This window comes from Alloyangia pacifica (genome assembly GCF_020524285.1).
GTDB classification, from domain to species: Bacteria; Pseudomonadota; Alphaproteobacteria; order Rhodobacterales; family Rhodobacteraceae; genus Salipiger; species Salipiger pacificus_B.
The window spans coordinates 380,794-394,002 of sequence record NZ_JAIVKX010000004.1 but is presented as its reverse complement, the minus strand read 5'-3'; the positions used below and the strand labels follow the sequence as shown (position 1 = coordinate 394,002).

11 protein-coding genes and 1 tRNA gene are annotated in these 13,209 nt (G+C 67.6%); 9 read left to right on the top strand and 3 right to left on the bottom strand.

The features are described from left to right. The first annotated feature begins 24 nt into the window (after positions 1 to 24). Positions 25 to 705 (top strand): spermidine synthase, encoded by a 681-nt coding sequence (locus tag LC039_RS08245; RefSeq protein WP_226623153.1) that lies wholly within the window; start codon positions 25 to 27, stop codon positions 703 to 705. Between the two features lie 130 nt (positions 706 to 835). On the opposite strand, the gene LC039_RS08240 is transcribed toward LC039_RS08245, so the two are convergent. Then, a tRNA-Ser gene (locus LC039_RS08240) sits at positions 836 to 925 on the bottom strand. 407 nt (positions 926 to 1,332) lie between these two features. On the opposite strand from LC039_RS08240, the gene aqpZ reads away from it, so the two are divergent. Next, positions 1,333 to 2,064, top strand: coding sequence for an aquaporin Z (gene aqpZ, locus LC039_RS08235; protein ID WP_226623151.1), 732 nt, complete (start codon positions 1,333 to 1,335; stop codon positions 2,062 to 2,064). Between the two features lie 72 nt (positions 2,065 to 2,136). Here the strand turns inward: aqpZ and metG are convergent, their stop codons facing one another. Beyond that, a complete protein-coding gene (gene metG, locus LC039_RS08230; RefSeq protein WP_226623144.1) occupies positions 2,137 to 3,846 on the bottom strand; it encodes a methionine--tRNA ligase in 1,710 nt (569 codons plus the stop codon). 264 nt (positions 3,847 to 4,110) lie between these two features. Between metG and LC039_RS08225 the strand changes: the two genes are divergently transcribed. The 3 genes from LC039_RS08225 (at position 4,111) to LC039_RS08215 (ending at position 6,877) form a co-directional block, all read left to right on the top strand. Beyond that, a complete protein-coding gene (locus LC039_RS08225; RefSeq protein ID WP_226623133.1) occupies positions 4,111 to 5,151 on the top strand; it encodes an aldo/keto reductase in 1,041 nt (346 codons plus the stop codon). 82 nt (positions 5,152 to 5,233) lie between these two features. Continuing rightward, positions 5,234 to 5,947 (top strand): tRNA (guanine(46)-N(7))-methyltransferase TrmB, encoded by a 714-nt coding sequence (gene trmB, locus LC039_RS08220; protein WP_226623127.1) that lies wholly within the window; start codon positions 5,234 to 5,236, stop codon positions 5,945 to 5,947. A 171-nt stretch (positions 5,948 to 6,118) separates the two neighbouring features. After that, complete coding sequence (locus tag LC039_RS08215) at positions 6,119 to 6,877, top strand: FadR/GntR family transcriptional regulator (RefSeq protein WP_226623126.1); 759 nt, start codon at positions 6,119 to 6,121, stop codon at positions 6,875 to 6,877. A gap of 33 nt (positions 6,878 to 6,910) precedes the next feature. Here LC039_RS08215 and LC039_RS08210 read toward each other — a convergent pair whose 3' ends face one another. Continuing rightward, the gene (locus LC039_RS08210) at positions 6,911 to 7,594 is read right to left on the bottom strand and encodes a DUF1028 domain-containing protein (RefSeq protein ID WP_226623124.1); all 684 of its coding nucleotides are present in this window, start codon (positions 7,592 to 7,594) and stop codon (positions 6,911 to 6,913) included. A gap of 103 nt (positions 7,595 to 7,697) precedes the next feature. Here LC039_RS08210 and LC039_RS08205 point away from each other — a divergent pair, with 103 nt between their 5' ends. The 4 genes from LC039_RS08205 to LC039_RS08190 all read left to right on the top strand — a co-directional run bounded on the left by LC039_RS08205 (position 7,698) and on the right by LC039_RS08190 (position 13,209). Continuing rightward, positions 7,698 to 9,275 carry an ABC transporter substrate-binding protein gene (locus LC039_RS08205; protein ID WP_226623123.1) on the top strand — a complete coding sequence of 526 codons (1,578 nt, stop codon included), beginning with the start codon at positions 7,698 to 7,700 and terminating at the stop codon, positions 9,273 to 9,275. Between the two features lie 153 nt (positions 9,276 to 9,428). Further along, positions 9,429 to 10,376 carry an ABC transporter permease gene (locus tag LC039_RS08200; RefSeq protein WP_226623117.1) on the top strand — a complete coding sequence of 316 codons (948 nt, stop codon included), beginning with the start codon at positions 9,429 to 9,431 and terminating at the stop codon, positions 10,374 to 10,376. Continuing rightward, positions 10,373 to 12,256 carry a dipeptide/oligopeptide/nickel ABC transporter permease/ATP-binding protein gene (locus tag LC039_RS08195; protein WP_226623115.1) on the top strand — a complete coding sequence of 628 codons (1,884 nt, stop codon included), beginning with the start codon at positions 10,373 to 10,375 and terminating at the stop codon, positions 12,254 to 12,256. Before LC039_RS08200 ends, LC039_RS08195 begins: the two co-directional genes overlap by 4 nt. Further along, on the top strand, positions 12,253 to 13,209 hold the full coding sequence (locus LC039_RS08190; protein ID WP_226623113.1) for an ABC transporter ATP-binding protein: 957 nt from the start codon (positions 12,253 to 12,255) through the stop codon (positions 13,207 to 13,209). The genes LC039_RS08195 and LC039_RS08190 overlap by 4 nt, the downstream gene beginning before the upstream one ends.

The window sequence follows — 13,209 nt, the reverse complement described above, 5'->3', positions numbered from 1 at the left end:
CTCTCCCGATGAACAGGACCTGACATGCTTCCCTGGGACCTTCTGGCCACCGCCACCGCCCCCGAGGGCGACACGCTCCGCCTGTTCCGGCGCGGCGAAGAATATTCCATCCGTCTCAGCGACGGGAACGAGCTGATGAACAGCCGCCTTGGTGGGTCAGAAGAGGCGCTGGCGACGCTCGCATTTGAGCAGCTGTCCGGCCGCCCCGCGCCGCGCGTGCTGATCGGCGGGCTCGGCATGGGCTTCACCCTGCGCGCCGCGCAGGCGGTGGCCCCGGATGGAGCGGAATTGATCGTCTCGGAAATCGTGCCGGAGATGATCGCCTGGGCGACGGATCACATGGGGGCGGTGTTCGGGCAATGCCTCGACGATCCCCGTGTCGCGATCCGTGCCGGTGACGTCGCCGCCGAGATCCGCGCCGCGCGCAGACGCTATGATGCGGTCCTGCTCGACGTCGACAACGGCCCCGGCGGGCTCACCCGCGCGGGCAACGACTCGCTCTATGGCGACCAGGGCCTGCAGGTTGCGCATCGCGCGCTGACGCCGGGCGGCATCCTGGCGGTCTGGTCCGCGCATCCCGATGAGGCCTTCACGCGCCGCCTCGCGCGCAACGGCTTCGAGGCGCGCGCGCACATGGTCCGTGCCGGCAGAACCAAGCGCGGCTCCCGCCACACGGTGTGGATCGCGCGGCGCAAGGGCGGCTGAGGTCGGTCGGATTTTACCTGCGATGGGAGGAGGTCAGCTTGTTCGCGTGGCGCGGTCGGCGCTTTCGACGCATAGCATCAAAGGCGACCCATTCCTGGATCGCCGCAGAATCAAGCCACTCAAGATGTTATGGCGGAGACGAAGGGATTCGAACCCTCGAGACGGTTTCCCGCCTACTCCCTTAGCAGGGGAGCGCCTTCGACCACTCGGCCACGTCTCCGCGGACCCGTTTAATGAGGAGAGAAGGGGGAAACAAGGCGAAAGTGTAGGTGCCGTGGGGAAAATTCTCCTCCGTTGAAAATCGTGCGGTCGCTTGGTTTTCGGAGCGTTTTGAGTGGGTCGGGCGAGGCGCGTGATGCCCTTCGCATCTCGTGGATGTGCGCGCCGCAGCTCGCGGACCGGAGGCCCGGCCGAGTCGCAGAGACGGCGCGGCCTCGGGCTTTCTCGGGTGGATCGCCCTTGAAGCGCGCGCGTCGAGGGCGGGCAGGCTGCGGAATTGCAGGAAACTACGTGGCGCCATGCCGGTCTTTTGCCGGCCCCGCCGAAACCGCTTTGCGAGAACGGCGTCCGATGCCAGTATCCGCATAACGAGATTTTTCAAAACGCATTTCAATCTAGGAGTTTGCGATGGGGGCTTCCCGAAAATACGCGGCCGAGTTCATTGGCACCTTCTGGCTGACGCTGGGCGGCTGCGGCTCCGCGGTGCTGGCGGCGGCCTTTCCCGAGGTGGGGATCGGGCTGCTCGGCGTCTCGCTGGCCTTTGGTCTGACGGTGCTGACCATGGCCTATGCGATCGGCCATGTCTCGGGCTGCCATCTCAACCCGGCGGTGACCGTCGGGTTGGCGGCGGGTGGTCGGTTCCCGGCCTCGGACATCCTGCCCTACGTCATCGCCCAGGTGGTCGGCGCCATCCTCGGCGCGGCGGTGCTCTACGTGATCGCCAGCGGCGTGCCCGAGTTCGACGTGGTCGCCTCGGGGTTTGCCGCCAATGGCTACGCCGAGCACAGCCCCGGGGGCTATTCCATGGTCTCGGGGTTTGTCGCCGAGGTGGTGCTGACGATGATGTTCCTCTTCATCATCATGGGCACGACGCACGGGCAGGCGCCGGTGGGCTTCGCGCCGCTGGCGATCGGGCTGGCGTTGACGCTCATCCACCTGATCAGCACCCCGGTAACCAACACCTCGGTAAACCCGGCGCGCAGCACCGGCCCGGCGCTTTTCGTCGGGGGCTGGGCGCTTGGGCAGCTCTGGCTGTTCTGGCTGGCGCCGCTGCTGGGCGGGGCGCTTGGCGGGGTGCTCTACAGCTGGTTGAGCCCGACGCCCACCGGCATCGTCGAGGGCGGTGTGCCGAGCAAGTAGCGCAGAAAAAAGGCGCGGCCCCATCGGACCGCGCCGCTTCGTTGTTCCATCAAGATACCCGCCGGTGGCGGCTCAGCGCGTTCCGGCGAAGCGCTCCTGCCACTCTTCGCGCTCGGCATCGGTGATCTTGCGGAAGGTCACCTCGGGCACCTCGAAGGCATGGCCCGCGGGCAGGGTGGTCAGCGCCGCATCCAGATCGCCCGGCCAGCTGTCGTCCTCGGTCTTCAGCGCCGCCAGGAGCTGCGCCGAGGCGTCGGGGATGAAGGGCGAGGAGATCACCGCGTAGAGACGGATCATGTTCAGCGCGAGGCGGATCTGCATCGCCGCGGTCTCGGGGTCGGTCTTGAAGGTCGACCAGGGCGCGGCCTCCTGCAGGTACTCGTTGCCGAGCACCCAGGCGGCGCGCAGGGCACCGGCGGCCTTGCGGACCTCGTGGGCCTCCATCTGCGCCTCGTACTCGCGGATCTTCTCCGCCAGATCGGCGATCAGCTTGGCCTCCAGCTCGCCCGTGGCGCCGCCCTCGGGCACCACTTCGCCGAACTTCGAGCGGCAGAACTTGGTGACGCGCGATGCGAAGTTGCCGAGCACGTCGGCGAGATCCTTGTTCACCGAGGACTGGAAGTTCTCCCAGGTGAACTCGGCGTCCGAGCTTTCCGGCGCGTGGCTGAGCAGCCACCAGCGCCAGTAGTCCGCCGGCAGGATCTCCAGCGCCTGGTCCATGAAGACGCCGCGCCCGCGCGAGGTGCTGAACTGGCCGCCGTCGTAGTTGAGGTAGTTGAACGACTTGATGTAGTCGACCAGCTTCCACGGCTCGCCGCTGCCCAGGATCGTCGCCGGGAACGACAGGGTGTGGAAGGGCACGTTGTCCTTGCCCATGAACTGCGTGTAGGTCACGTCGTCCGCGCCCTTGTCGGTGCGCCACCAGCGCTCCCAGTCGTCGCCCTTGCCCGCATCGACCCATTCCTGCGAGCAGGCAATGTATTCGATCGGCGCGTCGAACCAGACGTAGAAGACCTTGCCTTCCATGCCGGGCCAGTCCTCGTCGCCCTTCTTCACCGGGATGCCCCAGTCGAGATCGCGGGTGATGCCGCGGTCCTGCAGGCCGTCGCCGTCGTTGAGCCACTTCTTGGCGATCGAGGTGGTCAGCACCGGCCAGTCGGTCTTGCTGTCGATCCAGGCCTCCAGCTCGTCCTTCATCTGGCTTTGGCAGAGGTAGAGGTGCTTGGTCTCGCGCATCTCGAGATCGGTCGCGCCCGAGATCACCGACCGCGGGTTGATCAGCTCCACCGGGTCGAGCTGCTTGGTGCAGTTGTCGCACTGGTCGCCGCGGGCGTCCTCGAAGCCGCAGTTGGGGCAGGTGCCTTCGATGTAGCGGTCCGGCAGGTAGCGCCCGTCGGTGGGCGAGTACATCTGCGTTTCCGATACTTCGCGGATCAGCCCGCGCTCGGCCAGCACCCCGGCGAAATGCTGGGTCAGCTTGTGGTTCTGCGGGCTCGACGAGCGGCCGAAGTGATCGAAGCTGAGGCGGAAGCCCTCGGCGATCTTCGACTGGGTCTCGTGCATCTCGGCGCAATATTCGGCGACCGGCTTGCCGGCCTTGGCGGCGGCGAGCTCGGCGGGGGTGCCATGCTCGTCGGTGGCGCAGAGGAACAGCACCTCGTTGCCGCGGGCGCGCTGGTAGCGGGCGAAGAGGTCGGCCGGAAGCTGGCTGCCCACGAGGTTTCCGAGATGCTTGATCCCGTTGATATAGGGGATCGCCGAGGTGATCAGATGACGTGCCATGTTCGTCCCGCGAATGAATCTGGAGTTGTCGCGCTCTTAGCGGATGTTGTCCGGGCTTGCCAGTGCAGCGGCGCGGAGGGCTTGCCGAGCCCGGGGTGTACGCAGGGTGGCCTTGGTGCGGCGGCGGTTCTGAACCCCTGCGCCTGCCGCCAGTGCCCGCCGGATAGGCAAGGTGCCCTGCCGCGGAGTCACTGTGCGCCTCGGGGTCTTGGCTTCGCGGATCGAGGCACTAGTGTCGCGCCGAGCGCTAACAGGAGACAAAAGATGAAAAAGAATCCGCTGGGCCGCACAGGCATGTCGGTGACCGAGCTCTGCCTCGGAACCATGACATACGGCAACCAGACGCCGCCCGAGGACGCCTTTGCGCAGATCGAGCGCGCGCTCGATGCCGGCATCAACTTCATGGACACCGCAGAGATGTACCCGGTGAACCCGGTGAAGGCCGAAACCGTGGGGCGAACCGAGAGCATTCTCGGCGACTGGTTCGAGAAGAGCGGCCGCCGCAGCGAGTGGATCCTCGCCAGCAAGCACACCGGCCCGTCGAAGCTGGTGCGGGACGAGGCCCCGATCAGCTCCGAGACGATCCCGGTGGCGGTCGAAGCCTCGCTGAAACGGCTGAAGACCGACTACATCGACCTCTACCAGTTCCACTGGCCGAACCGCGGCAGCTATGCGTTCCGCCAGAACTGGACCTTCGCGCCGTGGAAACAGGACCGCGAGGCGACCCGCCAGCACATGGCCGACGCACTCGGCGCGTTGCAGCGCGAGGTCGAGCGCGGCACCATCCGCGCCTTCGGCCTGTCCAACGACAGCGCCTGGGGCACCGCGGAATGGCTGCGCATGGCAAACGAGGTGGGTGGCCCGCGCGTCGCCTCGGTGCAGAACGAATACTCGCTGCTCTACCGCATGGCCGACACCGACCTCGGTGAGCTGATGGTCAACGAGGACGTCGGCCTGCTGCCCTATTCGCCGCTGGGCGCCGGTCTGCTGACCGGCAAGTATCAGGATGGCGCCGTGCCCGAGGGCTCGCGCATGGCGATCAACGGCGATCTCGGCGGGCGCAAGACCGACCGTGTGTTCCCGGCGGTCGCGGCCTACATCGATCTGGCCAAGGAGTTCGGGCTGGAGCCGGCGCAAATGGCGCTGGCCTGGTCGGCGCGTCGGCCCTTCGTGGCCTCGTCGATCTTCGGCGCGACCACCGTTGGCCAGCTCGAGCAGCTGCTCGGCGCGGCGGATGTCACGCTGCCTGACGAGCTGCTGGAGCGCATTGACGCGACCCACAAGGCGCATCCGTTGCCCTACTGACGCAGCAGGGTCCGGCCGGACCCTGCACAAAAGGGCGCGGAGAGGATTGCTCCGCGCCCGCTTCGCCGCTAAATCGCGGCGCATGACCAGCTCGAACAAGCATCCCGGCGCCCCCTGGCGCAATTTCTACGGCCGCGTGAAGGGCAAGTCCCTGCGCCCGAGCCAGGAGACCTACCTCGAAGAGGACCTGGCGAAGCTGTCGCCGGGCGCGGTCGACTGGGAGGTGAACCCCGAGCGCGAGAACCTCGACCTCCGGGCGATGTTCGGCGGCAAGCCGGTCTGGATCGAGGTCGGCTTCGGCGGCGGAGAGCACCTGGTGCACCAGGCCGCGACGCATCCGGACATGGGGATCATCGGCTGCGAGCCCTACATCAACGGCGTCGCCATGCTGCTCGGCAAGATCCGCGCCGCGGGCGTCGAGAACCTGCGGGTCTATCCCGGCGACGCGCGCAACATGTTCGATGTGCTGCCCGACGAGAGCATCGACAAGGCGTTCCTGCTCTATCCCGATCCCTGGCCGAAAAAGCGCCACCACCGCCGGCGTTTCGTGACGCAGGAACACCTCGAGCCGCTGGCGCGCGCCCTGAAGCCGGGTGCCGAGTTCCGCGTGGCGACCGACATTCCCGACTACGTGCGCCAGACCCTCGAGGAAGTGCCGAAGGCGGGCTTTGAATGGCTGGCCGAGGGGCCGGCCGATTGGCGCGCGCCCTGGGGCGACTGGATCTCGACCCGCTACGAGCAGAAGGCGCTGCGCGAAGGCCGCACGCCGCACTACCTGACCTTCCGCAAGCGCTGAGCCGATCCGGCGTCTTGCCACGAGGGCAGGGCGCCTGTTCGGTCAGCGGTGCCACGCGCGATCTCGGCGTGGCCCGTTGTCGTCTCCGAATTTCTCATGATAAATGGCGGAGAGGACGCGCCCGCCAGGCATCACTAAGAAATCTGGGCGCCTTTCGCGAAAGACGGGGCCATGAGCGACGCAGAACAAGGCGGGATCCCCCGCCGCTCCCGCCCGGTGCGGGTGGCCGAGGCCATCAAGGACTGGGTGGTCGAAAAGGGGCTGACGCCCGGCGACCGGCTGCCCGGCGAGGCCGAGATGATCGCGCATTTCGGCATGTCGAAGGGCACCATCCGCGAGGCCATGCGGCTGCTGCAGGCGCAGGGGCTGGTGGTCACCAAGACCGGTCCCGGCGGTGGCAGCTTCGTCGGCGAGGTCAGCACCGACCGCGCGCGCGCCCTGCTGGCCAACTACTTCTACTTTCGCAACGTCTCGATCGACGACATCTATCAGCTCCGCGTGGCGCTTGAGCCCGAGGTCGCCGCCACGCTCGCCGGTCGGCTCGACGCCGCACAGCTGGCGCAGCTCGAGGCGATCATGGCCGACTACGCGCACCCCGCCGCCGATGCCGAGGAGGAGCGCGCGCAGCACGTTGCCTCGCTGCGCTTCCATGCCTGCCTCGCCGAGTTCTCCGACAATGCGCTGCTGAGCTTCTTCATCGGTTTCATGGCTCGGATCCTCACCGACCTCACCGTCTACAAGAAGCTCTACGCCCAGCCCAACGAGGAGCTGTGGCGGCGCGGGCGCGACCATCAGATGCAGCTCATCGCGGCGCTGCGGGACGGGCAGGCCGAAGCGGCGCGCGAGATCATGCGCGATCACATGCAGATGGCGCGGCGGATGATGGAGGATCAGGAGGCCGTGGTGATGAAGCGCTTCATCGCCGAGTAGCCCAGCGTCCGAACAGCCCGAAGCCCGGCTGGCCTATTGGCTGACGATCTTGGGGAAGGGCTCGCCAAGGAAGGGCGCGTCCAGTGTCGGCACCGTCGCGGCCCAGTCGGCATAGGCGCCGGCGGTGGCATGGCCATGCAGCGTCCGCAGGTCGCGCAGCGGCGTTTCCGAATGATCGATGCGCAGGGTCAGCGGCGCGGCATGACGGCTCACCACAAGCAGCGCGGCCGAGAGCAGCCCCCGGCTGTCGCCGCCCGTGGCCGCGGCGCGGTCGAGCGCGTCCAGCAGACGCTGATCGAACGGCGCGGTGGAGGCGAGGAACCCGTCGAGGCAGGCATCGAGCACCGCCTCCGACGACAGCAGGTTGCCCGAGACAATCACGTTGCCCGCCTGCCGGACCCCGGCGGTGGGAATGCTCTCGGTCCCGGTGTGGTTCGCCGTGCGCCCCTGCGGATCGAGCGCCGAGAGCTGGCGCTGCGACTTGCCGGTGTCGGGCGCGACGACCTGCGCGACGGCCGCGTCGGCAGAGAGCCCCTGCCGCATCAGATCGAGCACCGCGGTGCCCCACATGGTCGAGGGCAGGGAGCCCTGCGAGGCGCTCAACCCGGCCTCGGCATCACCGCGCAGCACCCAGCCGCCGACGCAGAGGCTGCCGGTCGTGGCCGCGCCGCCGTAGCTGCCCGATTTTTCGTCGTAGGCGAGGATGGAAATGGTCATTCGCGGTCCCTGTCTGCTGCAGGGTTGAATTTATCATGAAAATTTGGCCTCATGCAATTTATCATGATAAATAATTCATCCTGACCATCTGGGAGGTCACGAAATGTCCATCACGTCCTTCACCCGCCGGGGCCTGCTGGCCGCGGGCACGGCCCTCACCCTGACTTTCGGCACGCTGACGGGCGCGCAGGCGCAAACGCCGCCGGGGGTTCTCATCGTCGGGCAGATCGCCGAGCCGAAGTCGCTCGACCCCGCCGCCGTGACCGCGGTGAACGACTTCCGCATTTTGATGAACGTCTACGACGGCCTCGTGCGCTACAAGGACGGCACGCTGGAGGTCGAGCCGGCGCTGGCCACCGACTGGACCATCTCCGAGGACGGCACGGAGTATACCTTCACCCTGCGCGAGGGCGTCAGCTTCCATGATGGCACGCCGTTCAACGCCGAGGCGGTGAAGTTCAACTTCGACCGCATGCTGGACGAGAGCCACCCGTTTCACGACACCGGCCCCTTCCCGCTGGCCTTCTTCTTCTCCTCGGTGGAGAGCGTCGAGGCCGTGGATGATCTGACCGTCAAGTTTACCCTCTCGGAACCTTACGCGCCCTTCCTGTCGAACCTCGCCTATCCGACCGGCCTGCTGGTCTCGCCCGCCGCGGTCGAGCAATACGGCGCGGATTTTGGCCGCAATCCTTCGGGCACAGGGCCGTTCAAGTTTGCCGAGTGGCGCTCGAACGAGGCGGTGGTGATCGAGGCCAACCCCGATTACTGGGACGGCGCGCCCGAACTGCAGGCAGTGGTGTTCCGCCCGATCACCGACGCCAACACCCGCACCGCCGAGATGCTGGCCGGCGGGATCGACCTGATGGTCGAGGTGCCGCCCGTGGCGCTCAGCGAGTTCCAGGGCGAGGCCTACACGCTGCACGAACAGGCCGGCCCGCACGTCTGGTTCCTGATCCTCAACGCCAAGGAAGGCCCCTTCGCCGACAAGCTGGTGCGGCAGGCGGCGAACTACGCGATCAACAAAGAGGCATTGGTGAACGACGTGCTGGAGGGGACCGCCGAGGTCGCCGCCGGGCCGACGCCGCCGGCCTTTGCCTGGGCCTATAACGACGATCTCGAGCCCTATCCCTACGACCCCGAGAAGGCCAAGGAACTGCTCGCCGAGGCCGGGGCCGAGGGTGCGGAGCTGACCTTCTACGTCACCGAGGGCGGCTCGGGCATGCTCGATCCCATCGCCATGGGCACCGCCATTCAGGCCGACCTCAATGCCGTGGGCTTCGACACCAAGATCGAGACCTACGAGTGGAACACCTTCCTCGGCGAGGTGAACCCCGGGCTCGAGGGCAAGGCCGACATGGCCGAGATGGCCTGGATGACCAACGATCCCGACACGCTGCCCTTCCTCGCGCTGCGCAGCGATGCCTGGCCGGACAAGGGCGGGTTCAACTCGGGCTACTATTCCAACCCCGAGGTCGACGAGCTGCTGGAAGCCGCCCGTGTCGCCACGGATCAGGACGAACGCGCCGAGCTCTACAAGCAGATGCAGACCATCGTGCAGGAGGACGCCCCCTGGGTCTTCGTGGCGAACTGGAAACAGAACGCTGTGACCTCGGAGCGGGTCGAGAACTTCACGCTGCAGCCGTCCTTCTTCCTGCTGCTGGATGACGTGGTGAAGAACTGATCCACCGTTGAGAGAGGGGCGCAGCCCCCGTCGCGGCCCCACGGGGCCGCGACGCGCCAGAGTAGTTTCCGCGCGGCCGCTCGGGGTCGCGACGTGCCAGAGTAATTTCCGAAAGACGAAGGGCGCAGGGCGTCCGCCGCAGATGGAGCTGCCATGACGGGTTACATCCTCAAGCGACTGCTCTCGGCCATCCCGGTGCTGCTGGGGATCACCGTGATCGTCTTCGCGATCATGGCGCTGATCCCCGGCGATCCGGCGACGGCGATCCTAGGGTCCTATGCGACGCCGGAGAACGTCGAGAAGCTGAACCGCGACCTTGGCCTCGATAAGCCGCTGGTGCAGCAGTATTTCATCTGGCTCGGCAATATGATGGGCGGCGATTTCGGCACCTCCTTCTCGCTCAACCGGCCGGTGCTCGACGAGGTGGTGGAGCGCTTCGGGGCGACGCTGGTGCTGGCGGGCACGGCCTTCGTGCTCTGCTCCATCTTCGGTATCGTGGCGGGGGTGATCTCGGCGGCGAACCAGTATGGCTGGGGCGACAAGGGCATCACCTTCGCGGTGCTGCTGGGGATTTCCATCCCGTCGTTCTTCCTTGGCATGATGATGATCCTGATCTTCGCGGTGAAGCTGAAGTGGTTCCCGGTCTCGGGCATGTGGCCGATCTACGGCGATCGCGACCTCTGGGCGCTGATCCGCCACCTGACGCTGCCCGCCATTGCCCTCGCCGTGGTGGCGACCGGGGTGATCGCGCGGCTGTCGCGCTCGGCCATGCTCGAGGTGCTGCGGCAGGATTTCATCCGCACCGCGCGGGCCAAGGGGGTGCATGAGCGCGGGGTGATCTGGCGCCACGCGCTGAAGGCGGCCATGGTCTCGATCATCCCGGTGCTGGGCATTCAGGCGGGCTTCGTGCTGTCGGGCGCGGTCTACATCGAGATCGTCTTCCAATGGCCCGGGGTCGGGCGGATGCTGGTCGACGCGATCCTCAAGCGCGACATCCTGCTGGTGCAGGGCGGGGTGGTGTTGGTGGCGGCCTGCTACGTGCTGTTCAACATCGCCGTGGACGTGGCGCAGAGCCTGCTCGACCCGAGGATCAAGACATGAGCGGCTTTCTCAAACTCCTCGCCCGCAACCGTCTGGCGCTGGCCGGGGGCATCGTCATGGTCCTCGTGGTGCTGCTTGCGCTGCTCACCCCGCTGCTGCCGCTGGCCGATCCCGATGTCACCAACACCGGCGCGCGCTTCCAGCCGCCGTTTTCCGAGGGCGCTTTGCTGGGCACCGATCACCTTGGCCGAGATCTGCTGTCGCGGCTGCTCTGGGGCACGCGGCTGTCGCTGGCGGTGGGCTTTGCCGCGGCCATTGCGGCGGCCACCATCGGCGCGGCGGTCGGCATCATCTCGGGGTTCTACGGCGGCCGCACCGACAACCTGATCATGCGCGGCGTCGATATGCTCATGGCCTTTCCCTACATCCTGCTGGCGCTGGCCATCGTCGCGGCGCTGGGGCCGGGGCTGCTCAATGCGCTGATCGCCGTGGCGGCGGTCAACGTGCCCTTCTTCGCGCGCAACATCCGCGGCATCACCGTCGGTCTTGCGCACCGTGAGTTCGTCGATGCGGCGCGTCTCTCGGGCCTGTCGAACACCCGCATCATCCTGTCGGAGATCCTGCCCAATGTGATCCCGGTGATCGTCATCGCCATGTCGACGACGATCGGCTGGATGATCCTCGAGACGGCGGGGCTCAGCTTCCTCGGCCTCGGCTCGCAGCCGCCGCAGGCGGATCTGGGCTCGATGCTGGGCGAGGCGCGCTCGGCGCTGATCACCAACCCGCACACCTCGGTGGTGCCGGGGCTGATGATCCTGATCATCGTCATGTCGATCAACCTGCTCGGCGACGGGGTGCGCGATGCGCTCGACCCGCGGTTGAAGTCCGGCGCGCTGTCGCGGCCCATGGCGGCGACCCGGGTGGACCGCAAAGGCCCGGTGCCGGAAAGCGCGGGGCAGGGGCTGCTCGAGGTGCAGGAGCTGCAGACCCAGTTCCACGTCAAGGACCGAGTCTACCGCGCGGTGGGCGGCGTGTCGCTGTACGTAAAGCCCGGCGAATGCCTCGGGCTCATCGGCGAGAGCGGCTCGGGCAAGTCGGTCACCGCGCTCAGCGTCATGGGACTGGTGGCCTCGCCGCCCGGGGTGATCACCGGCGGCGCGGTGCGCTACGAGGGCGAGGACCTGATCGGCGCGCCCTACGGCCGTCTGCGCGACATGCGCGGGCGCAATGTGGCCTATATCTTCCAGGACCCGCTGGCGACGCTGCACCCGCTCTACCGGGTCGGCGACCAGCTCATCGAGGCGATCCGCGCGCACCGCCCGATTGGGCGCAAGGACGGCCACGACCGGGCGCTGGAGCTGCTGAAGTCGGTGCGTATCCCGAACCCCGAGAAGCGGCTCAGTGATTACCCGCACGAGCTCTCGGGCGGCATGCGCCAGCGCATCGGCATCGCCATGGCGCTGGCCAATGAGCCCGACGTGATCATTGCCGACGAGCCGACCACCGCGCTCGACGTGACGGTGCAGGCGCAGATCCTCGCGCTGCTCGACGACCTGCGACGTGAGCGCGGGCTGGCCATCGTCTTCATCACCCATGACTTCGGCGTGGTGGCGCAGCTCTGCGACCGGGTGGCGGTGATGTACGCCGGGCGCATCGTCGAGGAGGGTCCGACCAAGGCGATCCTCGACACGCCGCTGCATCCCTATACCGCGCGGCTGATGGCCTGCGTGCCCGAGCTCGGCACCGGCAAGCGGCGGCTCGAGGCGATCCCCGGGCTGCCTCCGGTGGTCGACCGGCTGCCGCAGGGATGCGCCTTTGCCGAGCGCTGCACCCGCGCGCAGCCCGACTGCCTGGCGGGCGAGATCGACCTGCACCGCGCCGGGCCGCGCGCCGTGCGCTGCATCCATCCCGAAGCGCCGCTGCAGGAGGCCGCCGAATGAGCATCGCGCTGAAGCTGACAGACCTGTCGAAATCCTTCGCCGTGGGGCGGCGCCTGTTCGGCGGCCCGGTGGGCCATGTGCACGCGGTGCATCCGATCACCCTCGCCGTGCCGCAGGGCGAAACGCTGGGCATCGTCGGCGAGAGCGGCTGCGGCAAGTCCACGCTGGCCCGCCTTCTGGTGGGGCTGATCGCGCCCACCACGGGCAGCATCGAGATCGACGGCGCGGCGCTGGACAACGCCGATCCGGCCATCTTCGGCAAGCGCATCCAGTACGTCTTTCAGGACCCGATCTCCTCGCTCAACCCGCGCAAGACCATCCGGCAGATCATGGAGGCCCCGCTCAAGCGCCTGCACGGCATGGGCAAGGCCGAGCGCGACCGGCGGATTTCCGAGATCTTCGCCAGCGTGAACCTGCGCGAGGAGTTCCTCGAACGCTACCCGCACGAGTTCTCCGGCGGGCAGGCGCAGCGCATCGGCATTGCGCGGGCGCTGGCGGCGCAGGCCAGCATCCTGATCCTCGACGAGCCGGTCTCGGCGCTGGATGTCTCGGTGCAGGCGCAGGTGCTGAATCTGCTGGCCGATCTCAAGGCCGAGTTCGGGCTGACCTATCTCTTCATCTCGCACGATCTGGCGGTGGTCGAGGCGGTCAGCGACCGCATCGCGGTGCTCTACTTCGGCTCGGTGGTCGAGCTGGGCCCGGCCGAGGAAGTGTTCCGCGCGCCGCGCCATCCCTATACCAAGCTGCTCGCCGACAGCGCGCCCGTCGTGGGGCGCCCGCTGACCGCGCCCGAGCAGAAGGGGACCGAACTGCCCGACCCGCTGAACCCGCCACCGGGCTGCGCCTTTGCCGCGCGCTGCCCGCGTGCGACGGACCGCTGCCGGGCCGAGGTGCCGAAACTGGAGACTGCGGGCGGAAAGACGCAGGTCGCCTGCTTCCACCCGCTGAGCTGA

Bases quoted from the DNA above. Each gene is read 5' to 3' on its own strand.
- LC039_RS08190 (WP_226623113.1), top strand. From the start codon at position 12,253: ATGAGCATCGCGCTGAAGCTGACAGACCTGTCGAAATCCTTCGCCGTG.
- metG (WP_226623144.1), bottom strand. From the start codon at position 3,846: ATGGCACGTCATCTGATCACCTCGGCGATCCCCTATATCAACGGGATC.
- LC039_RS08205 (WP_226623123.1), top strand. From the start codon at position 7,698: ATGTCCATCACGTCCTTCACCCGCCGGGGCCTGCTGGCCGCGGGCACG.
- LC039_RS08245 (WP_226623153.1), top strand. From the start codon at position 25: ATGCTTCCCTGGGACCTTCTGGCCACCGCCACCGCCCCCGAGGGCGAC.
- LC039_RS08210 (WP_226623124.1), bottom strand. From the start codon at position 7,594: ATGACCATTTCCATCCTCGCCTACGACGAAAAATCGGGCAGCTACGGC.
- LC039_RS08225 (WP_226623133.1), top strand. From the start codon at position 4,111: ATGAAAAAGAATCCGCTGGGCCGCACAGGCATGTCGGTGACCGAGCTC.
- LC039_RS08195 (WP_226623115.1), top strand. From the start codon at position 10,373: ATGAGCGGCTTTCTCAAACTCCTCGCCCGCAACCGTCTGGCGCTGGCC.
- aqpZ (WP_226623151.1), top strand. From the start codon at position 1,333: ATGGGGGCTTCCCGAAAATACGCGGCCGAGTTCATTGGCACCTTCTGG.
- LC039_RS08200 (WP_226623117.1), top strand. From the start codon at position 9,429: ATGACGGGTTACATCCTCAAGCGACTGCTCTCGGCCATCCCGGTGCTG.
- trmB (WP_226623127.1), top strand. From the start codon at position 5,234: ATGACCAGCTCGAACAAGCATCCCGGCGCCCCCTGGCGCAATTTCTAC.
- LC039_RS08215 (WP_226623126.1), top strand. From the start codon at position 6,119: ATGAGCGACGCAGAACAAGGCGGGATCCCCCGCCGCTCCCGCCCGGTG.